The sequence below is a fragment of the Allobosea sp. P4_H5 genome, from assembly GCF_056400825.1.
This window is the reverse complement of record NZ_JBFUKM010000013.1, coordinates 63,756-84,876: the sequence shown is the minus strand read 5'-3', so window position 1 is coordinate 84,876 and position 21,121 is coordinate 63,756. Positions and strand designations below refer to the sequence as shown.

At 67.6% G+C, this 21,121-nt stretch carries 20 protein-coding genes; 9 read left to right on the top strand and 11 right to left on the bottom strand.

The genetic code is table 11. The features are described from left to right. Positions 1–57: 57 nt before the first annotated feature. The gene (locus AC1DS0_RS24340) at positions 58–513 is read left to right on the top strand and encodes a MarR family winged helix-turn-helix transcriptional regulator (RefSeq protein ID WP_476816808.1); all 456 of its coding nucleotides are present in this window, start codon (positions 58–60) and stop codon (positions 511–513) included. A gap of 186 nt (positions 514–699) precedes the next feature. Here the strand turns inward: AC1DS0_RS24340 and phnN are convergent, their stop codons facing one another. Then, positions 700–2,742: a phosphonate metabolism protein/1,5-bisphosphokinase (PRPP-forming) PhnN gene (gene phnN / locus AC1DS0_RS24335; RefSeq protein ID WP_476816807.1), complete on the bottom strand. Its 2,043-nt coding sequence runs from the start codon at positions 2,740–2,742 to the stop codon at positions 700–702. Between the two features lie 7 nt (positions 2,743–2,749). Continuing rightward, a complete protein-coding gene (gene nadC, locus AC1DS0_RS24330; protein ID WP_476816806.1) occupies positions 2,750–3,583 on the bottom strand; it encodes a carboxylating nicotinate-nucleotide diphosphorylase in 834 nt (277 codons plus the stop codon). A gap of 392 nt (positions 3,584–3,975) precedes the next feature. Here nadC and AC1DS0_RS24325 point away from each other — a divergent pair, with 392 nt between their 5' ends. The 4 genes from AC1DS0_RS24325 to AC1DS0_RS24310 are packed head-to-tail and all read left to right on the top strand — an operon-like array spanning position 3,976 to position 7,510. Then, the gene (locus tag AC1DS0_RS24325) at positions 3,976–5,460 is read left to right on the top strand and encodes a 6-hydroxynicotinate reductase (protein ID WP_476816805.1); all 1,485 of its coding nucleotides are present in this window, start codon (positions 3,976–3,978) and stop codon (positions 5,458–5,460) included. Positions 5,461–5,464: 4 nt separating this feature from the next. Next, complete coding sequence (locus AC1DS0_RS24320; protein ID WP_476816804.1) at positions 5,465–6,352, top strand: UPF0280 family protein; 888 nt, start codon at positions 5,465–5,467, stop codon at positions 6,350–6,352. Next, positions 6,345–6,929 (top strand): amino acid synthesis family protein, encoded by a 585-nt coding sequence (locus AC1DS0_RS24315; protein WP_476816803.1) that lies wholly within the window; start codon positions 6,345–6,347, stop codon positions 6,927–6,929. The genes AC1DS0_RS24320 and AC1DS0_RS24315 overlap by 8 nt, the downstream gene beginning before the upstream one ends. Continuing rightward, positions 6,926–7,510 carry an amino acid synthesis family protein gene (locus tag AC1DS0_RS24310; RefSeq protein ID WP_476816802.1) on the top strand — a complete coding sequence of 195 codons (585 nt, stop codon included), beginning with the start codon at positions 6,926–6,928 and terminating at the stop codon, positions 7,508–7,510. The genes AC1DS0_RS24315 and AC1DS0_RS24310 overlap by 4 nt, the downstream gene beginning before the upstream one ends. A 28-nt stretch (positions 7,511–7,538) precedes the next feature. Here the strand turns inward: AC1DS0_RS24310 and AC1DS0_RS24305 are convergent, their stop codons facing one another. The 7 genes from AC1DS0_RS24305 to typA form a co-directional block, all read right to left on the bottom strand. After that, positions 7,539–8,318: an ATP-binding cassette domain-containing protein gene (locus AC1DS0_RS24305; RefSeq protein WP_476816801.1), complete on the bottom strand. Its 780-nt coding sequence runs from the start codon at positions 8,316–8,318 to the stop codon at positions 7,539–7,541. An 11-nt stretch (positions 8,319–8,329) separates the two neighbouring features. After that, entirely contained in the window at positions 8,330–9,583 is a 1,254-nt protein-coding gene (locus tag AC1DS0_RS24300) for a sugar ABC transporter permease (protein ID WP_476816901.1), read from the bottom strand. A 43-nt stretch (positions 9,584–9,626) separates the two neighbouring features. After that, on the bottom strand, positions 9,627–10,676 hold the full coding sequence (gene xylF / locus AC1DS0_RS24295; protein ID WP_476816800.1) for a D-xylose ABC transporter substrate-binding protein: 1,050 nt from the start codon (positions 10,674–10,676) through the stop codon (positions 9,627–9,629). Positions 10,677–10,897: 221 nt separating this feature from the next. Further along, on the bottom strand, positions 10,898–12,130 hold the full coding sequence (locus tag AC1DS0_RS24290) for a COG3904 family protein (RefSeq protein WP_476816799.1): 1,233 nt from the start codon (positions 12,128–12,130) through the stop codon (positions 10,898–10,900). Positions 12,131–12,283: 153 nt separating this feature from the next. Beyond that, the gene (locus tag AC1DS0_RS24285; RefSeq protein WP_476816798.1) at positions 12,284–13,222 is read right to left on the bottom strand and encodes an aldo/keto reductase; all 939 of its coding nucleotides are present in this window, start codon (positions 13,220–13,222) and stop codon (positions 12,284–12,286) included. 108 nt (positions 13,223–13,330) lie between these two features. Then, entirely contained in the window at positions 13,331–13,864 is a 534-nt protein-coding gene (locus AC1DS0_RS24280; protein WP_476816900.1) for an AAA family ATPase, read from the bottom strand. Positions 13,865–13,902: 38 nt separating this feature from the next. Further along, positions 13,903–15,726, bottom strand: coding sequence for a translational GTPase TypA (gene typA, locus AC1DS0_RS24275; protein WP_476816797.1), 1,824 nt, complete (start codon positions 15,724–15,726; stop codon positions 13,903–13,905). 194 nt (positions 15,727–15,920) lie between these two features. Here typA and AC1DS0_RS24270 point away from each other — a divergent pair, with 194 nt between their 5' ends. Both AC1DS0_RS24270 and AC1DS0_RS24265 read left to right on the top strand, forming a co-directional pair. Further along, on the top strand, positions 15,921–16,367 hold the full coding sequence (locus AC1DS0_RS24270) for an Rrf2 family transcriptional regulator (protein ID WP_476816796.1): 447 nt from the start codon (positions 15,921–15,923) through the stop codon (positions 16,365–16,367). Beyond that, positions 16,357–17,262 (top strand): NAD(P)/FAD-dependent oxidoreductase, encoded by a 906-nt coding sequence (locus AC1DS0_RS24265; RefSeq protein WP_476816795.1) that lies wholly within the window; start codon positions 16,357–16,359, stop codon positions 17,260–17,262. The genes AC1DS0_RS24270 and AC1DS0_RS24265 overlap by 11 nt, the downstream gene beginning before the upstream one ends. A 7-nt stretch (positions 17,263–17,269) precedes the next feature. Here AC1DS0_RS24265 and AC1DS0_RS24260 read toward each other — a convergent pair whose 3' ends face one another. Continuing rightward, positions 17,270–17,605, bottom strand: coding sequence for a hypothetical protein (locus AC1DS0_RS24260; RefSeq protein ID WP_476816794.1), 336 nt, complete (start codon positions 17,603–17,605; stop codon positions 17,270–17,272). Between the two features lie 72 nt (positions 17,606–17,677). Next, positions 17,678–18,931, bottom strand: a complete 1,254-nt coding sequence (locus tag AC1DS0_RS24255; protein WP_476816793.1) for an ABC transporter substrate-binding protein — start codon at positions 18,929–18,931, stop codon at positions 17,678–17,680. 130 nt (positions 18,932–19,061) lie between these two features. Between AC1DS0_RS24255 and AC1DS0_RS24250 the strand changes: the two genes are divergently transcribed. Both AC1DS0_RS24250 and trpB read left to right on the top strand, forming a co-directional pair. Beyond that, the gene (locus tag AC1DS0_RS24250; protein WP_476816792.1) at positions 19,062–19,745 is read left to right on the top strand and encodes a phosphoribosylanthranilate isomerase; all 684 of its coding nucleotides are present in this window, start codon (positions 19,062–19,064) and stop codon (positions 19,743–19,745) included. Beyond that, the gene (trpB, locus tag AC1DS0_RS24245) at positions 19,742–20,959 is read left to right on the top strand and encodes a tryptophan synthase subunit beta (RefSeq protein ID WP_476816791.1); all 1,218 of its coding nucleotides are present in this window, start codon (positions 19,742–19,744) and stop codon (positions 20,957–20,959) included. Before AC1DS0_RS24250 ends, trpB begins: the two co-directional genes overlap by 4 nt. Positions 20,960–21,121 lie beyond the last annotated feature (162 nt).

The window sequence follows — 21,121 nt, the reverse complement described above, 5'->3', positions numbered from 1 at the left end:
CCCACTTTTGCCGGACATGCTCTAGGAATATCGTTCGTATACGAACGAGGATCAGTGATGGCGCGACCGAGCAGTGCGGCCGAGACGCCCAACCTTGCCGACGAGAGTTATGATCTCGCCGAGCAAGTCGGCTTCATCATGCGCCAGGCGGCGCAGCGCCACGTCTCGATCTTCAACGAGATCATGGGCAGCGACCTGACGCCGACGCAATGGGCAGTGCTGGCGCGACTCTATCAGGATGGCGGCTCCTCGCAGAACCTGCTCGGCCGCCAGACCGCGATGGACGCCGCCACGATCAAGGGCGTGGTCGACCGTCTTCTCAAGCGCAAGCTGGTCCAGACCAAGCCCGATCCGGAGGATGGCCGCCGGCTCATCGTTGAACTGAGCCCGGCTGGCGTCGACTACACCCGCGAGCTCCTGCCCAAGGCGGAGACGGTGACCAAGGTGACGCTGGCGCCGCTCGCGACCAACCAGCGGGCGACGCTGATCGCGTTGCTGAAGCAGCTGCGTTGAAGGGCGCACCGTCATTCCGGGGCGGGCCGACAGGCCCGAGCCCGGAACCCAGAACCGATGAGGATGCCGGGTGGGGCTGTTGGGTTCCGCGCCTTTACGACGAAGCGTATCGGTTCTGGGTTCCGGGCCCGCCGCTACGCAGCGTCCCGGAATGACGGCGTGGCTCCTTGCGAGATCAGCCTGCCCCTACGCGATCACATAGCAATCGCAGCTGTCCGCCATCGCCTTCGCCTCGTCGAGGTCGCTCGAGGCGCTGGCGTGGATCGCGAAGAGCGGATCGCCCACAGCGACCTTATCGCCGACATGGCGGCGCAGGTCGATGCCCGCTGCCTTGTCGAAGGGCGCGCCGGCGCGCCGCGCGATCCCGGCGACCGCCCAGCCATCGATCTCGGTGATGACCCCGGCCTTGGGCGAACGCACCGTATGGACCAGCAGCCCTGGCGCCACCGGAGGCTCGCGCCGCCCTTGCGCGTCGATGATCCGCTCGAAGGCGGCCCGGGCCGCGCCCGAGCGCAGCAGCTCCTCGGCCCGTGCCCGCCCGGCCGCGACCGAGCCGAGCGCCGGGTCCCAGGCCAGGATGCGGCTGGCGAAGAACAGCGCCTTCTCGACTAGGTCGGCCGGCGCCTGCGGGTCGTTGTCGAGCACCCAGCCGACATCGCGGCATTCGAGCGCCGGGCCGATGCCGCGCCCGATCGGGCGGCTGCCATCGGTCGGGAAGGCGTTGACGACGAGCCCGAGCCCGGCTCCGACCGTCTCGAACAACTGCGCCAGCTCGGCGGCCTCGGCCTCGCTCTTCAGTTTGGCACGCGGGCCATAGGGCAGGTCGACGATGACATGGGTCGAGCCGGCCGTGAGCTTCTTCGACAGGATCGAGGCGACCGACCAGCGATTGGAATCGATGCCGAGCGGCCGCGTGATCGCGTTCATCACGTCGTCGACGACGGAATGGTTGAGCCGCCCATTCCAGGCGATGCAGCCGCGAGCCTGTTCCACGCAGGCGCGCAGCTCGGCCGGGTTGAGCTCGACGCGGGCGAGCGCCTCCATCGCGTCGGCCGTGCCCGCCGCCGAGGTGATGGCGCGCGACGAGGTCTTGGGCATCAGGAAGGCGCCATGCGCCGCGACGATCGGCACCACGATCAGCGTGATCCGGCTGCCGGGGATGCCGCCCATCGAATGCTTGTCGACGACGATCCTGTCCGGCCAGGTGATTGTCTGGGCGAAGCGGCTGCGCACCCGCGCCAACGCGACGACCTCGTCGTCGGAGAGCTTCTGCGTCGCCGCGACCAGGAAGGCCGCGACCTCGCCATCGGGATAGCGCGCCTCGACGATGTCGCGGATCAGCGTGTGGTATTGCTCTTCCGCGAGCTCGCCGCCTTGGATCTTGCGGGTCAGCGCTGCCCGGCTCTCGGGCGAGGGCGTGCGCCGGAGCGTGACCTCGCTGCCTTCCGGCAAACCGAGCTCGTCGAAAGCCTCGGCCGACAGGCCGATCTCGTCGCCGGCGAGCAGTGAGGGCAGGTCGATGACCTGCACATCCGAGCGCGTGCTGGCTGTGGCTCCCGAAATCTCGATCCGACCGGGGCCGAGATAGTCGAAGCCATTGACGATCTCGCCCTTGGCCGGGAGGTAGGCGCAGTGCGCCCGTCCCGCGAAGAGCGGCAGCCGGCGCAGCCGCATCGTGTTGGCGGCGGCCTCGACTGCGGCGATGAAGCGCTCGACGCCGATCTCGACGCTCTCATCGTTGCAGATCGTCGCCGCCCTGATCCCTTCCGGGCGTGGCTCAACCGTGCGCGACAGGCGCTTCTCGATGGCTTCGCCGCTCTCGCGTCCGCGCCCGGTGATGCGGGCGGCGAGCACCTCAGGTGGCGCCGTGACCTCGACCACGACGAAGCGCGGCAGGCGCCCGGCGAGCGCCGCGATCGTCGCGCGCGAGCCATTGGCGATGACGTTGCGCCCGGCTTCGACCAGCCGCTTCAACTCGGCCGGCAGCCCGTAGCGCAGGCCGTGGGCGTCCCAGGTGATCAGGAAGTCGCCCCTGGCCTCGCGTGCGTCGAAAGCTTCGTCCGTCGCCGCCTCGTGGTCCTCCCCCGGCGATCCCGCCGGGCGGGTGACGACGCGACGGGCGAAGACATAGCGGCCGGTCGGCTCCAGCAAGGCGCGGGCGCCGTCGATCAGCGAGTCCTTGCCGGCCCCGCTCGGGCCGACGATCAGGAAGAAGGTGCCGGGCCGCATCGTCCGCTCAGGCTTCGTCGAGGCCGATATCCACCGCCGGCGCCGACTGGGTGATCTTGCTGGTCGAGATGTAGTCGACACCGGTTTTGGAGATCGGGCCGATCGTGTCGATGTTGATGCCACCGGAGGCCTCGACCTTGGCACGTCCGGCGATCAGCTCGACCGCCTTGGTCATGTCGGCGACCGACATGTTGTCGAGCATGATCACGTCTGCGCCGGCCTTGGCGGCCTCTTCGACCTGCTCCAGCCGATCGCACTCGACCTCGAGCTTGGTCAGGACCGGCAGCTTCTTGCGGGCGCGTTCGACGGCGGCGGTGATGCTGCCGCAGACGGCGATGTGGTTGTCCTTGATCATCACGCCGTTATCGAGACCGAGGCGGTGGTTGAGGCCGCCGCCGCAGGTCACGGCGTGCTTCTCCATCATGCGCAGGCCGGGCGTGGTCTTGCGGGTGTCGATCAGGCGCGCCTTGCTGCCGGCCATGGCGGCGGCATAGCGGGCGGTCTCGTTGGCGATGCCGGAGAGGCGCTGGGCGATGTTCAGCGCGGTGCGCTCGGCAGTGAGCACACTGCGGGCAGAGCCTTCGATCTCGACCAGGATCGCGCCCTTCTCGACCTTGTCGCCGTCCTTGACGCGCAGGGTCACCTTGAGCTCGGGGTCGTAGCGCTTGAATACGCGAGCGGCGACCTCCACACCGGCGACGATCATCGGCTCGCGGGCGTTCATGTGGAACTTGCCGGTCTCATTGGGCTCGATCATCACCTGGACGGTGAGGTCGCAGGCGCCGATATCCTCAACAAGCCAGTGGTCGATCAGGCGGTCCGTGGCGAAGACGTCATACATGGCAGGGCCCTCTCTCCCGCGGCGATGCCGCTCCAAACATGTTTGTATGCAAACAATAGCAGCGGGAAAATTTGGCTGTCAATGCGCCATTGATGCCGTGCTTGCAACCGCCAATCGCGTCATCCGGAGGTCATCTCCGCCGGGTAGAAATCCCGCTTCGCAGCGCTGATAATAATCTTGTATGCAAGATTGAGTGGCTGCCTTCCCTTTTCACCGACGAATCAGCGTGAACTTGGCCATGAAGGCCGAGGCCGTGGGCCAATCCCGAGATCGGGCGTAGAGTGGATGGTCATCCAGCGCCTCGCCGCTGTCTTGACTTGGTCTAAGAGGCGCGCCAGTATCGTTTGTACACAAACAAAATCCTTAAGGCCCGCTCTGCGGGAGGATCAAGCATGGCGCTGGACGAAGCGAGCCCGGTCGCGGACGACAAGATCCGCTGCGATGCCTGCCCGGTGATGTGCTTCATCAAGCCGGGCGCCGTCGGCGCCTGCGATCGCTATGGCAATGTCGAGGGCGAGCTGGTGCGGATGGAGCCGCATATCGTGCTCGAGCGCACGCTGGAGCATGGCGGCGAAATCGTTCCCTTCGCCGGGGCGCGCGAGTGGGACGGCGAGATCGTCCACCAGCAGGGCACCTTCATCACAGCGATCGGCGCCGGTACCACCTATCCCGACTACAAGCCCGCTCCCTTCATCGTCTCCTCGCAGGTCGATGGCATCGACATGGTCACCGTCGTGACCGAGGGCATCTTCAGCTATTGCGGCGTCAAGGTGAAGATCGACACCGACCGCTTCCTCGGCCCGGAGCAGGCGACGGTGCGCGTCGAGGGCGAGGCGATCGGCCATGTCACCACCGGCGAATACGGCTCGCAGATGCTTTCGCTCGGCGGCGTCCACCACCTCACCGGCGGCTCGAAGAAGGAGGGCCGCGTCACCTGCGACGCGCTGCTCCAGCTCAGCAACGGCAAGGCGGTCGAGCTCACCATCGACGACGGCGAGACCGTGATCGTCCAGGCCGGCAAGCCGCCGATCGTCAACGGCATCCAAGAAAGCCGCATGCGCGTTGGCTGCGGCTCGGCGACGATCGGCATCTTCGCCAAGCAATGGCACGGCAAGGTCGACGAGGTCGTCGTCGTCGACGACCACATCACCGGCGTGCTCTCCGAGCACCAGGCCGGCAAGCTGCTCGGCATGGCCGGCACCGGCATCAAGCTGAAGGGCCGCCGCTCGACGCCCGGGCGCTATTTCCAGGTGGCGCAGCCCGGCACCGGCTGGGGCGGCACCAATATCAGCGACCCGCTGACCATTCTCGGGCCATTCGATCCCAAGGTCGCCTATCCCGGCTTGCGCCTGCTGATGGTCTCGACCACCGGCGAGCACGCCGCCTATTACGAGCTCGACGAAAATCTCGTTCCGGTCGAGACGCAGATGCCGCAGCCGCTGGTCGAGCCGGTCGAGCGCATCGCCGAAAATTGCGAGCCGGCGCTCTCGACCGTGCTGTTCATCGGCGGCGCCGGCGGTTCGCTGCGCGCCGGCGTCACCGAGAATCCGGTCCGCCTGACCCGCTCGGTCAAGGATGCGCTGACCTATGTCACCTGCGGCGGTGCCCCCGTCTATATCTGGCCGGGCGGCGGCATCACCTTCATGGTCGACGTCACCCGCCTGCCCGAGAACGCCTTCGGCTATGTGCCGACGCCGGCTCTGGTCGCGCCGCTCGAATTCACCATGAGCCGGACCGACTACGAGGCGCTCGGCGGCCATATGGACGCGATCCAGCCGCTGGCTTCGCTCAAGGGCGGCAGCCGCCTGCGCCTGCCGCAGCGCCTGGACAATCCCTGGCCGCTGGCGCCGGAGCAGCCGCGCCGCTCGCTGGGGTAGGGCGATGTGGGAGAAGCCCTCCGTGCGTATCCTGCCGGATGGCAGGCGCCTGCTCCTGCAGCAGGGGCCGATCGATCTCGTCATCGAAGCCATCGGCGAGCCAAGCACGGTGAAGGCCGCACATGAAGCGGCGATCGGCCGCTTCGACGGCCTGCTTGCCGAGCTTTGCGATGAATTGAAGCTGCTGCGCACAGCGGTGAGCCGGACGAGTCCGCTGCCGCTCGGACCGGTCGCCCGGCGCATGCACGCGGCGGTCAGTCCCTTCGCCATCAGGAGTTTCATCACCCCGATGGCGGCTGTCGCCGGCTCGGTTGCGCAGGAGATCCTCGGCGTGATGTGCGCGGCCGCGCCGTTGCAGCGCGCCTATGTCAACAATGGCGGCGACATCGCCTTGCATCTCGCTCCCGGCGAGCAGTTTCGCATCGGGCTGGTGAAGCGTCCCGACCGGCCGGAGTTCTTCGCGACCGCGACGATCCGACCGGAGGACGGCGTCGCCGGCATCGCCACATCCGGCTATCCCGGCCGCAGCTTCTCGCTGGGGATCGCCGAGGCAGTGACAGTGCTGGCCCCAACCGCGGCCATGGCCGACGCCGCCGCGACGGTGATCGCCAATGCGATCGACCTGCCCGGCCATCCCGCAGTCGAGCGCCAGCTAGCCAGTTCCATCCAGAGCGACAGCGACCTTGGCGAGCGACTGGTCACCCGCCATGTCGGCCCGCTTGCCACCGGCGAGATCGAGACCGCGCTCGCCGCCGGCGTCGTCGAAGCGGAGCGCCTGCGCGCGGCCGGCCTGATCGTCTCGGCCGCCATGCATCTACAGGGCGTGAGCCGCACGCTTCCCACCCCTATGTTCGTTCAAGAAGACCCCGAGAGGAGACTTGCCCGTGCCTGAGATCGTCGTCCGCAAATACGCCGTGACCGTCGAGGAGATCTATCATGAGGGTGGCCCGGCCGCTGCGGTGCCGCTGAAGCGCGGCGCGGCATTGGCCGTGATCGCCAACCCCTATGCCGGCCGCTATGTCGAGGACATCCAGGGCTTCATGGATGATCTCAAGCCCTTCGGCCTCGCCATGGCGCAGCGCCTGCTCGCGGCGATGGGCGGCGATGCCAAGACGATCCAGGGCTATGGCAAGGGCGCCATCGTCGGCGCCGCCGGCGAGCTTGAGCATGGCGCGCTCTGGCATGTGCCGGGCGGCTATGCCATGCGCGAATTGCTGGGCGATGCCAAGGCGATCGTGCCCTCGACCAAGAAGGTCGGCGGCCCGGGTACGCGGCTCGACATCCCCGTCACCCACGTCAACGCGTCCTATGTCCGCAGCCATTTCGACTCCTTCGAGATCGGCATCACCGACGCGCCTCGCGCCGACGAATTGCTGTTCGCGCTGGTGATGACCACCGGCTCGCGCATCCACGCCCGCGTCGGCGGCCTCAAGGCGAGCGAGATCAAGGGCGAGGACGGCCTGCGATGAAAGCCAGGATCCGCAAGATCGTCACCATCCTCGACGAGACCCATAGCGAGCTCGGCCGCACCGTTTCGCCGCCGATCAAGCGCGCCGCCGCCGTCGCGGTGATCGCCAATCCCTTCGCCGGCACCTATCAGGATGACCTCTCCGAGCTGATCGATATCGGCGAGGAGCTCGGCGACCTGCTCGGCCGCCATGCGCTGGCGGCGCTCGGCATCGAGGGCGAGGCGGTCCAGGGTTATGGCAAGGCCGCGGCCGTCGGCGAAGACGGCGAACTGGAGCACGCCGCGGCGATCCTGCATCCCAAGTTGGGGGCGCCGCTGCGCAAGCTCCTGGGCAAGGCGCCGGCGCTGATCCCGTCCTCGAAGAAGCGCGGTTCGCTCGGCGTCGTCCTCGACGTGCCGCTCGGCCACAAGGCGGCGGCCTATGTCCGCAGCCATTTCGACGGCATGGAGGTGCGCATTCCCGATGCGCCGCGTGCCGGCGAGATCGTCGTCGCGGTCGCCCTCACCAGCGGTGGTCGGCCCTTGCCGCGCGTCGGCGGGCTCACCCATGCCGAGGCCAAGGGCGAGGACGGTTTGCGCTGAGGCGCGCCTCGTCCTTTCGCGAGCGCTGCTAGCTCCGCAGCGCGCCCGGCCCGGCCACCGCGCCGGGCGGGCATTTACCGGAGATGATCATCCCCAGCACCTCGTCCTGCGTGACGTCGCGGACATGGGCGGTGCCGACCACCTTGCCGTTCTTCATCACGCTGACGCGGTCGGCGAGGTCGAAGACATCATGCAGGTCATGGCTGATCAGGAAGATGCCGATGCCCTGCTTTTTCAGCTCAAGGATGAGATCGGCGACCTGCTTGGTCTCGGCCGGGCCTAGCGCCGCGGTCGGCTCGTCCATGATCAGCACCCGCGCGTTGAAATAGATCGCGCGGGCGATCGCGACCGACTGGCGCTGGCCGCCGGAAAGCGCCTTCACCGGCTCCTTGAAGCGGCGGAAATGCGGGTTGAGCCGGCCCATCACCTTGCGAGTCTCGGCTTCCATGGCGCTGTCGTCGAGCGTGCCCCAGGAGGTCAGGAGCTCGCGGCCGAGGAAGATGTTGGCGGCGGCGTCGACATTGTCGGCAAGAGCGAGCGTCTGGTAGATCGTTTCGATGCCGTGGCGCTTGGCGTCGCGTGGGCTGGAGATCGCGACAGGTTCGCCGGCGATCCTGATCTCGCCGGCATCGGCGCGATAGGCTCCCGACAGGATCTTGATCAGCGTCGACTTGCCGGCGCCGTTATGGCCGAGCAGGCCGACGACCTCGCCGGCATGGAGATCGACGCTCGCGTGGTCGACGGCCTTGATGCCGCCGAAGGCGATCGAGATCTCGCGCATCTCGACGAGGGGCGTGGGCATGTCCATGGCGCCCTCCTTCAGCCGAGCCGCTTGCGATAGAGCCCGTCGAGCCAGACGGCGAGGACAAGCACGATGCCGACGACGATGTTCTGCAACGGAGTGTCGACGCCGATCAGCACCATGCCCGACTGCAGCGACTGCATCACCAGCGCCCCCAGCATCGCGCCGGCGATGGTGCCGACGCCGCCGGCGAGCGAGGTGCCACCGATCACCGCTGCGGCGATGACATAGAGCTCGTCGAGCTGGCCGGCCGAATTGGTTGCGGCATTGAGGCGGGCGGTCGAGATGCAGGCGGCGATGCCGACGAGCATGCCCATCAGCCCGTAGACCAGCATCAGCACCTTGCGGGTGTTGACGCCGGAGAGCTGGGCCGCCTCGGGATTGCCGCCGATCGAGAAGACATAGCGGCCAAAGCGCAGGCGCCGCGCCAGGAAGCTCATGGCGACCCCGACCGCGAGTGCCAGCAGCACCGGCACGGCCAGGCCATGGCCGATGACGAGCCCGCCCTCCGGCCAGGTGCCGCCCTTCGCCTCGACGAGGCGGCGGGCGACCCCGGCCGGCAGGGCATAGGCGTTGGCGATTGCGACCGCGCCGAGCACGGTGCCGCAGGCGAGCGCAGCGAGCGCGATCTCGGCCCAGAGCGGGCGCTGGGCGAAGCCGTAGCGCTTGCGCCGGCGGCGAGCGAAGGCGATCCCCGCGACGATCAAAGCGCAGATGACGAGGCCTATCGCCCAGGAGGCGGTGGTGCCGATCGCACCCTCGATGCCGCCGCCGAGCGGGCGGAAACGCGAATCCATCGGCGCGATGGTCTGGCCCTGCGTCACCCACCAGGCGCCGCCGCGCCAGACCAGGAGGCCGCCGAGCGTGACGATGAAGGAAGGGATGGCGAGATAGGCGATCAGCGCGCCCTGGAACAGGCCGATCAGCCCACCGAGCGCGACCGCCGTCGCGATCGAAATCAGCCAGGTCGCGGGATGCTCGAAGCCGAGCAGGTCAGGAAGCAGCCGCGCCTGGACGAGACCGATGACCATGCCGACGAAGCCGAGCATGGAGCCGACCGAAAGATCGATATTGCGGGTGACGATGACCAGCACCATGCCGCAGGCCATCACGGCGACCGAAGCGGTCTGGACCGAAAGGTTCCAGAGATTGCGCGGCGTCAGGAAGGCACCGCCCGAGAGCCAGTTGAAGCCGAGCCAGATTGCTACCAGCGCGGCGATCATGCCGATCATCCGCGCGTCGAATTCGATCGCGCGCAGATGATCGGCCAGTGCCTTCGTTTCCGGCGCCGACTGAGCCGGCGCGGGAGCGGTTTCAGTCACAGGCCTTGACCTTGCCGGCGGCGACGCCCTGGCAGACGGCGGCCTTCGGCGCCCAGCCGGCGTCGATCACAACGCCGAGATTGTCCTTGGTCACCGGCACCGGCTTGAGGAACAGTGCCGTCATCTTGGCCTTGCTCGGGCCCTGGTCCCAGGCGGCGGAGCCTGCGATCTCGGTCAGCTTGGCGCCCCCGGCGAGCTTGATTGCGATCTCGCCGGCATTGCGCCCGAGCTCACGCGCATCCTTCCAGATCGTCACCGTCTGGGTGCCGAGCGCGATGCGGTTCAGCGCGGCGCGGTCGGCATCCTGGCCGGTGACTGGCACCGAGCCGGCGAGTCCCTGGGCGGTCAATGCCGCGATCGCGCCACCGGCCGTCCCGTCATTGGCGGCAACGACGACGTCGACCTTGTTGGCGTTGCGCGTCAGGATCTGCTCCATGTTGCGCTGGGCATTCGCCGGCAGCCAGTTGTCGGTGAAGGCTTCGCCGATGTTCTTGATCTTGCCTGCGTCGATGGCGGGCTTCAGGATTTCGATCGAACCATTGAAAAAGAAGGCGGCGTTGGGATCGGCGCTCGAGCCCTTGATGAAGGCGTAGTTGCCCTCTGGCTTGGCCTTCAGGATCTCGCGCGCCATCATCCGGCCGACTTCGACATTGTCGAAGGTCAGGTAGAAGGCTTGCGGGATCTCGATCAGCCGGTCGTACCCGACCACCGGAATGCCCTCGTCGACCGCCTTCTGCACCGCCGGGCGGATCGCCTGCGCATCCTGCGCCAGCACGATGATCGCCTTGGCGCCGCGCGCGATCAGGCTCTCGACATCGGTGAGCTGCTTGGCGGGCGAGGATTGGGCGTCGGCCGAGAGATAGGTGCCGCCGACCTTCTCGATCGCGGCCTTGATCGCCGCCTCGTCGGTCTTCCAGCGCTCCTCCTGGAAGTTCGACCAGCTGACCCCGATCACCGGGCCCTTGCTCTGGGCGAAAGCGGGGAATGCGCTGCCGAAGGCCGCGAGCGCGAGGCCCGCGGCGAGAAAATGGCGTCTCAACACGGCGTTTCTCCCTCGTTTACGGCCGCGTGCCTTGATGCGGCGCGTCGGATTGGAGGGAAGGTGAGCGTATCGGCTCGGGCCCGTCAAGCACACATTGAAGGCAACGCCGATTGCACGCAGGGCGCGCATGTAATCGATTTCGCCAGTCGACGAGCGATTGGTTCCGGATGGGATTTCATGTGACGGCACGTGGCGTCATTCGCCGGCGAGACCCAAGGGGGCTAGCGACAGAGCGTGGCACGCAGGTTGGGCAGGCGCAGTACCTCGGCGGCAGTCCCGGTGCGCTGCCAGCTGGCGGGGCTGCTGTCCTCGGCCGGTGGGTCGACACGCAGGAACACCGAGCTCCGGTCTGTCAGCCGGCACAGGAATTCGCGCTGGACTTCGGCCGTCATCGGCCCGTCGGGTGCAGAGCCGTCCTCGTTCGACGCGACGATCAGCGGGCTCCCAGGCAGGGTTATCGTGACGGTCCGCAAGCGTGTCGGAAGCGCTGCCTGGCCGATGAAGAGCTGAAACTGCAGGGCCGCCGTCTGCTGGTACCGACCCTCTCCGACTGACAGCGCCAACCGCAGGATGCTGCCGCGATGCGGGCCGAGCTCGACCGAGCCGATCGGGGTCGCCGGCGCGGACAGCGTCGCCGGCAGCACTGGTGCTGCTCCGAGGCTGGCAGGTCCGGTCGAGCCCCGCAGGGATCTGGAGGTCGAGAAGGCGAGTGCAGCCGGCCCGACTTCGGTCGCGATCGTGGTCGCCTGCATCTCGTCGGGCTTGAGGTAGCGCATCGTGTCGGCGGGTGTGGACACGGTTACCTCGAGGAAAGAGCGGTCGAGCCCCATCGCTTCGAGATAGCGCCTCATCTTGGCGTCGATTTCGCCGGTCGCCTGCTCCTGCTTGACGGTCCGTGTTTCCGTTCTCTCGTCGACCAGTTCCTTGCGCCCGCGCACGATCTTGTAGTCGCGCACCGTCGTGGTTTCGGTTTCGACGATGGTCTGCTGGTGCACGCCGATGCGCGATTGCGGCGGGATGATCCGGCGTTGCCCGCCGGCGAGGAGAAGCGTGCAGGCCGAGGCGCAGAGCGGGCTGCGCTCGTCGATCGTGCCGAGCGCCGGGTCGCGCTGGCTGAAGACGGTGCGGGCGACAGCGATGTCGAGGCCGCTCTTGCGGACGAGCTCGCCCATGGCGATCGCCGTCTCGACCGTACCGCCGGTCGAATAGACCAGCAGCGGCAGCTTGCGCCCGTTCAGCTCGGCGAGCGCCCGGCGCAGTTCGGCGAGCGTGTCCTTGCCGATCGCGCCCTGGGCGGCGAGCCATTCGCGGCAATCGGGCTCGCAGGGCTCGGCGCTGCGCGTCAGCACGATGCGCATCGGCTCCGGCGGAGGTGCCGCAGCAGGCTTGTCCTGCGCCACAGCCGGCGAGGCGGCTAGGCACAGGGCGAACGCCAGGAGACGGGCGATGCGCATCACGGAGTCGGCGGCCTCAACTGCAATTGCGCAAGGGAACCCCAGGCGCGGGGATTTGACAACAGTCTCCCTGCCCCGTCGCATGGACAGGGAGACAGCGTAAACGCTTTCGCTTGGCGGTTGGGCGTCTTTGAGGCGCTCTCGCGGCCGATTTCAGCGCGTGATCGCGTCGATCTCGGCGAGCTCCTCCGGAGTCAGCGCCCAGTCCGCCGCCTTGACGTTGGCTGCGACCTGTTCCGGCTTCGTCGCGCCGGCGATGACGCTGGAGACGACCGGCTGAGCCGCGAGCCAGGAGAAGGCGAGCTCCAGCAGCGTTTTCCCACGGGCTTCGCAGAAGGCGGCGAGCTTTTCGGTCCTGGCCCAGTTTGCCTCGGTCAGCACCTCGCCGGCGCGCTGCGCTTCGCGGGTCATGCGCGCGCCTTCCGGCATCGGGGCGCCACGCTGGTACTTGCCGGTGAGCAGGCCGTTGGCGAGCGGGAAATAGGGCAGGAGCCCCATGCCGAAATGGCTGATGGCCGGGATCAGCTCCTTCTCGGCGCCGCGCACCAGGAGACTATACTCGTCCTGGGCCGAGGCGAAGCCTTCAAGGCCGAGCGTCTTGGCCGTCCAATGTGCGTCGGCCACCTGCCAGGACGGCAGGTTCGAGCAGCCGATATAGCGGACCTTGCCCTGGCGGACGAGGTCGTCGAGGGCGCGCAGCGTTTCCTCGATCGGGGTCAGCGGATCGGGCCGATGCAGCTGGTAGAGGTCGATCCAGTCGGTCTTCATCCGCTTCAGCGAGGCCTCCACCGCCTCGATGATGTAGCGCCGGGAGCCGCCCTTCTTCACGCCCTCTTCGTCCATGTTCATGCCGAACTTGCTGGCGAGCACGATGTCCTTGCGGCGGGCGCCGAGCAGTTCGCCGAGCGCCAGCTCCGAACCGCCGCGATTGCCGTACATGTCGGCAGTGTCGAACAGGGTGATGCCGTGATCGATCGCGGCGTCGACCACCTTGCGCGCCGCCTCGAGGTCGATCCGACCGCCGAAATTGTTGCAGCCGAGGCCGACGAGCGAGACGCGCAGGCCGGAGCGGCCGAGATTGCGGAATTGCATGGTGACATCCTTCCCCTTTGAGCGGAGCGCAAGGGAGCAGAGCCAAGAGCGGGAGACAATGGCGCCTGCTGCAGGACAGGCCCGCGGCGATCGAACAGCCGAGGCCGTTCAGCCCAGCATGGGCAGCCAGTTCGTCTTGCCAAGCACTTCACCGGCTAGCTCGGCCGGTGTGCGGCCATCCGTTTCGATAACGAGGAACGCCGCGGCATCCTCGCCTGCCATGCGTTTGGCCTGGCGCAGCGAGCGTTCGATCTGAGCATCTCGGCCCGCTCCGGTCTCACGCCGTTCGAGTCGTTCGAGCAGGGCCTCGTCGCCGGCGCGCAGCCGCACCACGGTGATGCGGGCGTCGGGAATCGCGGCGAGGATCCAGCTTCTGTCGAAACCGACATGGAGCATCACGCCGGACATGATCAGGCGGGTATGGCCGAGCGCACGATAGGTGCCCCAGAGCGCGGCGAGGTTGAGCTGGCTGACGTCGCGGGCGCTAGGCGCAAGGGGAGCGAGCTCCTCCGCACCAGGCTTGGGGAAGACGCGGTCGAGTTCGTCGCTCTCGATCGCGGCATGGGCGATGCCGGCCTCAGCCAGCACATCGCCCATCTCCCAGCACAGGGTCGACTTGCCGACCCCGGCCGGGCCGGTGATCAGCAGGATCTCGACGGGAGCGTTGGCAGCGGCCAGGCTCAGGCGACTTCCGCCTTGATCTTCTGCGAGCGCTTGCGCTCGTTGGGGTCGAGGATGCCCTTGCGCAGGCGGATCGACTTCGGGGTGACCTCGACCAGCTCGTCGTCGTCGATCCAGGCGAGCGAGCGCTCCAGCGTCATCCGGATCGGCGGCGTCAGGCGCACCGCCTCGTCCTTCGACGTCGTGCGGATGTTGGTGAGCTTCTTGCCCTTGAGCACGTTCACCTCGAGATCGTTCTCGCGGGTGTGCTCGCCGACGATCATGCCCTGATAGACCTTCCAGCCGGGCTCGATCATCATCGGGCCGCGGTCTTCGAGATTCCAGAGCGCGTAGGCGACGGCCTCGCCGGTCTCCATCGCGATCAGCACGCCGTTGCGGCGCCCGCCGATCTCGCCCTTATAGGGCAGGTAGTCGTGGAACAGCCGGTTCATGATCGCGGTGCCGCGCGTGTCGGTCAGCAGTTCGCCCTGATAACCGATCAGGCCGCGTGTCGGGGCGTGGAAGACGAGGCGCAGGCGATTGCCGCCGGAGGGACGCATCTCCAGCATGTCGGCCTTGCGCTCGGACATCTTCTGCACGACGACGCCGGAATGCTCCTCGTCGACGTCGATCACGACCTCCTCGATCGGCTCGAGCAGCTGGCCGGCCTCATCGCGCTTCAGCACGACGCGCGGACGCGAGACGCCGAGCTCGAAGCCCTCGCGGCGCATCTGCTCGATCAGGATGGCGAGCTGCAATTCACCGCGGCCGGAGACGATGTAGCTGTCCTTGTCGGAAGCTTCCTCGATCTTCAGCGCGACATTGCCCTCGGCCTCCTTGAACAGGCGGTCGCGGATGACGCGGGTGGTGACCTTGTCGCCTTCCGTGCCCGCGAGCGGGGAATCGTTGACCATGAAGGTCATCGACACCGTCGGCGGATCGATCGGCTGGGCCTTGATCGGGGTGTCGACCGAGGGGTCGCAGAAAGTGTCGGCGACCGAGCCCTTGACCAGGCCGGCGATCGAGACGATGTCGCCCGGGATCGCTTCCTCGATCGGCGTGCGCTCGAGCCCGCGGAAGGCCAGGATCTTGGTGATGCGGCCGGTCTCGACGGTCGAGCCGTCACCCGAAAGAACCTTGACGGTCTGGTTCGGCTTGGCCGTGCCCGAGACGACGCGGCCGGTGATGATGCGGCCGAGATAGGGATTGGCCTCGAGCAGCGTGCCGATCATGCGGAACGGCCCCTCCTCGATGCGCGGCTCCGGCACATGCTTCAGGATCAGGTCGTACATCGGCGCCAGGCCCTGGTCCTGCGGCCCTTCCGGCGAAGGCGCCATCCAGCCCTGCTTGCCCGAACCGTAGAGGATCGGGAAATCGAGCTGCTCGTCGGTGGCGTCGAGCGCGGCGAAGAGGTCGAAGACCTCGTTGATCACCTCGGTGACGCGGGCGTCGGGCTTGTCGACCTTGTTGATCGCGACGATCGGGCGAAGGCCGAGCTTCAAAGCCTTGGAGACCACGAACTTGGTCTGCGGCATCGGGCCCTCGGCGGCATCGACCAGCACGATCGCGCTATCGACCATGTTGAGGATGCGCTCGACCTCGCCGCCGAAATCGGCGTGGCCGGGGGTGTCGACGATGTTGATGCGCGTATCCTTCCAGACCACCGAGGTGGCCTTGGCCAGGATGGTGATGCCGCGCTCCTTCTCGAGGTCGTTGGAATCCATCACCCGCTCGGCGACGCGCTGGTTCTCGCGGAAGGCGCCGGACTGCTGCAGCAGCTTGTCGACGAGCGTGGTCTTGCCGTGGTCGACGTGGGCGATGATGGCGATGTTGCGCATGGACATGCGGGAAGCGGCCTTGGTTCAAGACCGCGAGCCGGCAGGGAAAACCCGGCCGGCGCAGCCTGTGTGTTGCGTGAATCTGGAATTCGTTGCGCTGCACATAAACGCTTGACGCCGTTTGGGCAACCGAAACCGGGCGATGCCCGTACTTCGTGGGACGCTTGACATGCTCATAATCATGTAACATTGAAAGTTACATGAAACAGGACAGCCGTCTCTCAGCCACCCTGCACGTGCTGCTGCACATGGCCGATCGCGGCGCCCCGATGACCTCGGAGGAGCTCGCGGCCTGCCTCGGCACCAATCCGGTCGTGATCCGCCGCACCATGGCGGGCCTCAGGGAAACCGGACTGGTGCGCTCCGAAAAAGGCCATGGCGGCGGCTGGACGCTGGCGCGCGCGCTCGATGCGATCACGCTCGGTGACGTCCACCGCGCGCTCGGCGAGCCCGCGCTGATCGCACTCGGCCATCGCAGCGAGAACCCGCAATGCCTGGTCGAGCAGGCGGTCAACGCGGCGCTGGGCGAAGCGTTTGCGGAAGCCGAGGCGCTGCTCGCCGGCCATTTCGACCGGGTTCGGCTGTCCGATCTCGCGGCGGATTTCAGCCGCCGCTTCGCCGAACGGAGGCAGGCCCATGCCAAATAAGACCACGCCCTATGACGCCATCATCGTCGGCGGCAGCTTCGCCGGCCTCTCGGCCGGTTTGCAGCTGGCGCGGGCGCGCCGCCGCATCCTGGTGATCGACGAGGGTCAGCGGCGCAACCGCTTCTCCAGCCATTCGCACGGCTTCCTAGGCCAGGACGGGCGCGAGCCGGCGGCGATCGTCGCCGAGGCGAAGGCGCAGCTTCTCGCCTATCCGACCGTCTCGTGGCGCGACGCCAAAGCGGATGGCGCTCACGTCAAGGAGGACGGTTTTGCTGTCGCGGATTCCGGTGGCGAACAGCACCAGGCGCGGCGTCTCCTGCTTGCGACCGGAGTGCGCGACGAGCTGCCCGCGATCCCTGGCCTGAGGGAACGCTGGGGCAAGAGCGTGCTGCACTGCCCCTATTGCGACGGCTACGAGCTTGGCGGCGGCAAGCTCGGCGTGCTGGCGAGCGGCTCGTTCTCGGCCTTGAAGGCGGCGCTCGTTGCCGATTGGGGCGAGGTCACGCTGTTCCTCAACGGCGAGGCCGAGCCGGACGCCGAGGCGACCGCCCTGCTGGAGCGGCGCGGCGTTGCGGTCGAGCGTGCCCGGATCGTGGCGGCCGAAGGTGACGGGACGGCGATGGCGGGCCTGCGCCTTGCCGATGGCCGGTTGGCACCGGTCAAGGCGCTGTTCGTGGCCGCCGGCATCTGCCCGGCGAGCCCGCTGGCGGAAGAGCTTGGCTGCGCCTTCGATGACGGCCCCTTCGGTCCGTTGCTGCGCGTCGACGGGATGAAGCAGACGAGCATTGCCGGCGTCTACGCGGCGGGCGATGCCGCAACGGCCCGGCATAGCGTCGCGCTCGCCGTTGCAGACGGTGTCGTCGCCGGGACCGGCCTGCACATGTCCCTGCTCTAGCGCCGGGTCACGACTTCCGGCAGGCGTAGGGCATGAAAGTCGAGGACACCCCGGCGTTCATGCCCGCCATCACCATGACATTGGCGAAGTTGAGCTCCTCGGCGCTGCGGGGGCAGACATCGGGCGGGTTCTGGCAGCCGGAGGCAATGAAAGCCTCGTTGCCTGCGATGAACTCCTGCCCCAGCCCCTTCCTGCCGAAACGCTTGAGCGCTTCGTCATAGGCGCTGCGCCAGCGCTCGCATTTCACTTGCGGCCAGTTTTCAGGCGCTTGGGCCCGGAGCGGCGCGGCAGCGGAGAGCGTCAGCAGCGTCCCGAGGGCGAGCGAGGCAAAGGCGGAGGTCATGAGAAGGTCTCGAAGCTGTCGGTGCGGCCGCGCCACCCGCATGAACGCGCTTTGCGGCAGGAATAAAGCTGATCACTCGGCTTCCGCTTCGGCCAGGACGATGCGCCTCTCGGTCGCCGCGCGGCCGAGCTGGTCCATGGCGAAGCGATAGGCCCCGATCCCGCCGGAATCGATGTCGCCGCGCGCATAATTCGCCAGCACGCCGGCGAGGATGGCATCGGCCTCGCGCTCCATCGCCGCCAGATCCGGCTCGTCCTCGGCGGTCCGCATCGCCGCGAGCAGGACGACGAGACGGCTGAGGTCCGCCATCGCGCGCTTGCGGCGCGTCGAACTGTCGTAGCCGAGCAGGCCGGCGGCGCCGGAGCCGAACAGCGAAAGCGCCATCACGCCGAGATAGAACCAGTCGCCATAGCGCTCGAAGAAGCTCTCCTGCTCGCCGTCGATGAAGGCGGCGGCGCCGGAGTGCACGGCGAGCGGCGCGTCCTTGTCGGTCTCCGGCGTCTCCAGCCCCTGGATCGCCGGCAGGTCGGCGGCGAGGGTGACGCGCAGCGACAGGATCGCACCGACGAGCTCGCCGACCCTGGCATCGTCGAGCGACTGCGCCGCCATCAGGCGCGAGGTGATCGAGATGCTCGGCAGGTTCTCGGCCGGCACAGGCGGATCGCCGCCGAGCGCGCCGCGGACGATCTCGCCGCTCTCGATCGCATGGTTGCGGGCGGCGAGCGCCTCCGCTTCGCGGATCGGGATGATGGTCGGGCTCTCGCCAAAAGCCCGGTGCAGCCGCGAGCCGACTTCGGTGACGACGCGGGCGTTCAGCGCATTGACGGCGAAGAGCACGTCGATATGGCCCTCGGCGATTGCGGCCTGGACGTCTTCTGGCCCGAGCGGGACGATCGTCACCTCGTCCGGCTTCACCTCGTATTGCGAGAGCACGAGCTTCAGGAGGTCGAGATTGCCGTTCGGCGCGCGCACCACGCCGATCCGCTTGCCGCGCAAACCGGAGATGCGGTCGGTACCGAGATCCTTGGAGCCGATGAAGAAAGGGAAGGAGCGGCGCGTGATCAGCGCCGTATCGGCCTTGGCCGGCAGGGCGACATCGGGGCGGATGATGGCGAGGTCGACCTTGCCGGCGTCGATCTTGCGGGCGCTCTCGGCCGAGCCCTCGGTCAGGACGAGCCGTAGGCGCACCGGCTTCTTCTCGCGGCTGAGGCCCTGGACGAGGGCGGCGGCGAGCCTCGCATCGTCCGAGCCGAGCGGGCCGACCGCGAGCTTCAGCGTCCTCGGCTGGCTCCACAGGTAGACGCCGAGCGCAACGAGACCAGCCATCAGCAGGAGCGCCGCCAGACCTGCAAAGAAACGCCGCCCCATTCGTCGCCCGCTTTCGCCCCCGTATTCCGGTTTCGGCCGGCATCATGTCACGAGTGCGGCGGGAAGGGCTATGTGCTAGAGCGCCCGAATGACACGTGACGACGCCTTTCCGATCAAGATCTGCGGCCTCTCGACTCCGGAGACTCTGGAGGCCGCGCTCGCTGCCGGCGCCGACATGATCGGCCTCAACTTCCACCCGAAGAGCCCGCGCTATGTCACGCCGCAGCGCGCTGCGGAACTCGCCGACCAGGCACGCGGCAGAACAAAGATCGTCGCGCTTGTCGTCGACTACACGCCTGAGCAGGCCGCCGAGCTCGCACGGATCGTGCGGCCGGACTGGATGCAATTGCACGGCAAGGAGGCGCCGGAGCAGGTCGCCGCGATCAAGGCCGCGACAGGCCTGCCGGTGATGAAGGCGCTCGGCGTCGCCAGCACCGCCGATCTCGACCAGGCTGCGCTCTATCACGGCATCGCCGACCGTATCCTGCTCGACGCCAAGCCGCCGAAGGACGCCGCCTATCCTGGCGGGCACGGCAGGCCGTTCGACTGGAGCTTGCTGAGCAGCCTCGACCCGGCTTTCCGCTTCATGCTATCGGGCGGGCTCGATCCGGCGAATGTCGCGGAGGCCATCCGTGTCACGCGGCCGGCCGGCGTCGACGTCTCCTCCGGGGTCGAAAGCGCGCCCGGCATCAAGGATGTCGAGAAGATCGCGGAATTCGTCAGGGCCGCCCGTTCGGCGGCTGCACAGTTGAAGAAGGCAGGCCAGGCATGAACGCGCCGCACGCACCGAACAGCTTCCGGAACGGCCCGGACGAGAATGGCCGCTTCGGCCAGTTCGGCGGCCGCTTCGTCGCCGAGACGCTGATGCCGCTGATCCTCGAGCTGGAGCAGGCCTACAACGCCGCCAAGGCTGACCCCGCCTACCAGGCCGAGATGACGAGCGGGCTGAAGCACTATGTCGGCCGGCCCTCGCCGCTCTATCTCGCCGAGCGGCTGACCGAGCATTTCGGCGGCGCCAAGGTCTACCTCAAGCGCGAGGAGCTGAACCACACCGGCTCGCACAAGGTGAACAATGTGCTCGGCCAGATCCTGCTCGCCCGGCGCATGGGAAAGAAGCGGATCATCGCCGAGACCGGTGCCGGCCAGCACGGCGTCGCCACCGCGACGCTCTGCGCCCGCTATGGCCTCGAATGCATCGTCTACATGGGCGCGGTCGACGTCGCCCGGCAGGCGCCGAACGTCTTCCGCATGCAGATGCTGGGCGCGACCGTCATTCCGGTCGAATCCGGCACGAAGACGCTGAAGGATGCGATGAACGAGGCGCTGCGCGACTGGGTGACCAATGTCGCGACGACCTTCTACTGCATCGGCACAGTCGCAGGCCCGCACCCCTATCCGGCGATGGTGCGCGACTTCCAATCGATCATCGGCAAGGAGACGCGCGAGCAGATGCAGGAGATGGAGGGCCGCCTGCCGGATTCGCTGATCGCCTGCATCGGCGGCGGCTCGAATGCGATGGGCCTGTTCCATCCCTTCCTCGATGATCCGAGCGTCGAGATCTACGGCGTCGAGGCGGCTGGCCACGGCATCCCGTCCGGGCTGCACGCGGCTTCGCTGACCGGCGGACGTCCCGGCGTGCTGCACGGCAACCGCACCTATCTGCTGATGAACGAGGACGGGCAGATCAACGACGCCCATTCGATCTCGGCCGGGCTCGACTATCCCGGCATCGGCCCTGAGCATTCCTGGCTGCACGATATCGGCCGCGCCACCTATCTGTCGGCGACGGACGAGGAGGCGCTCGAGGCCTTCCAGCTGATCTCCAAGCTCGAAGGCATCATCCCGGCGCTGGAATCGGCGCATGCGCTGGCGCGCGTCGCCGAGCTCGCTCCGAAGAAGCCGAAGGACCATCTGATGGTCGTCAACCTCTCCGGCCGCGGCGACAAGGATATCCCGCAGGTCGCGGAGATTCTGGCGGCGCGGTGACCTGGAGCATTTTCGAGCGAAGTGGACACCGGTTCGCATGAAGAAAATGCGATAAAACAAAGACCTAGAGCATTTCCGCGATTCGGAGAAACGCGGAAATGCTCTGGATCGTCCTGATGCTGCCCCAATAGGTTGTGAATGGTCTGATCGCAGGAGCGGTCC

What these genes read in the sequence shown, in the direction of transcription:
- AC1DS0_RS24340 (WP_476816808.1), top strand. Translation starts at nt 58, where the DNA reads ATGGCGCGACCGAGCAGTGCGGCCGAGACGCCCAACCTTGCCGACGAG.
- phnN (WP_476816807.1), bottom strand. Translation starts at nt 2,742, where the DNA reads ATGCGGCCCGGCACCTTCTTCCTGATCGTCGGCCCGAGCGGGGCCGGC.
- nadC (WP_476816806.1), bottom strand. Translation starts at nt 3,583, where the DNA reads ATGTATGACGTCTTCGCCACGGACCGCCTGATCGACCACTGGCTTGTT.
- AC1DS0_RS24325 (WP_476816805.1), top strand. Translation starts at nt 3,976, where the DNA reads ATGGCGCTGGACGAAGCGAGCCCGGTCGCGGACGACAAGATCCGCTGC.
- AC1DS0_RS24320 (WP_476816804.1), top strand. Translation starts at nt 5,465, where the DNA reads ATGTGGGAGAAGCCCTCCGTGCGTATCCTGCCGGATGGCAGGCGCCTG.
- AC1DS0_RS24310 (WP_476816802.1), top strand. Translation starts at nt 6,926, where the DNA reads ATGAAAGCCAGGATCCGCAAGATCGTCACCATCCTCGACGAGACCCAT.
- AC1DS0_RS24305 (WP_476816801.1), bottom strand. Translation starts at nt 8,318, where the DNA reads ATGGACATGCCCACGCCCCTCGTCGAGATGCGCGAGATCTCGATCGCC.
- AC1DS0_RS24290 (WP_476816799.1), bottom strand. Translation starts at nt 12,130, where the DNA reads ATGCGCATCGCCCGTCTCCTGGCGTTCGCCCTGTGCCTAGCCGCCTCG.
- AC1DS0_RS24285 (WP_476816798.1), bottom strand. Translation starts at nt 13,222, where the DNA reads ATGCAATTCCGCAATCTCGGCCGCTCCGGCCTGCGCGTCTCGCTCGTC.
- typA (WP_476816797.1), bottom strand. Translation starts at nt 15,726, where the DNA reads ATGTCCATGCGCAACATCGCCATCATCGCCCACGTCGACCACGGCAAG.
- AC1DS0_RS24270 (WP_476816796.1), top strand. Translation starts at nt 15,921, where the DNA reads ATGAAACAGGACAGCCGTCTCTCAGCCACCCTGCACGTGCTGCTGCAC.
- AC1DS0_RS24265 (WP_476816795.1), top strand. Translation starts at nt 16,357, where the DNA reads ATGCCAAATAAGACCACGCCCTATGACGCCATCATCGTCGGCGGCAGC.
- AC1DS0_RS24260 (WP_476816794.1), bottom strand. Translation starts at nt 17,605, where the DNA reads ATGACCTCCGCCTTTGCCTCGCTCGCCCTCGGGACGCTGCTGACGCTC.
- AC1DS0_RS24255 (WP_476816793.1), bottom strand. Translation starts at nt 18,931, where the DNA reads ATGGCTGGTCTCGTTGCGCTCGGCGTCTACCTGTGGAGCCAGCCGAGG.
- AC1DS0_RS24250 (WP_476816792.1), top strand. Translation starts at nt 19,062, where the DNA reads ATGACACGTGACGACGCCTTTCCGATCAAGATCTGCGGCCTCTCGACT.
- trpB (WP_476816791.1), top strand. Translation starts at nt 19,742, where the DNA reads ATGAACGCGCCGCACGCACCGAACAGCTTCCGGAACGGCCCGGACGAG.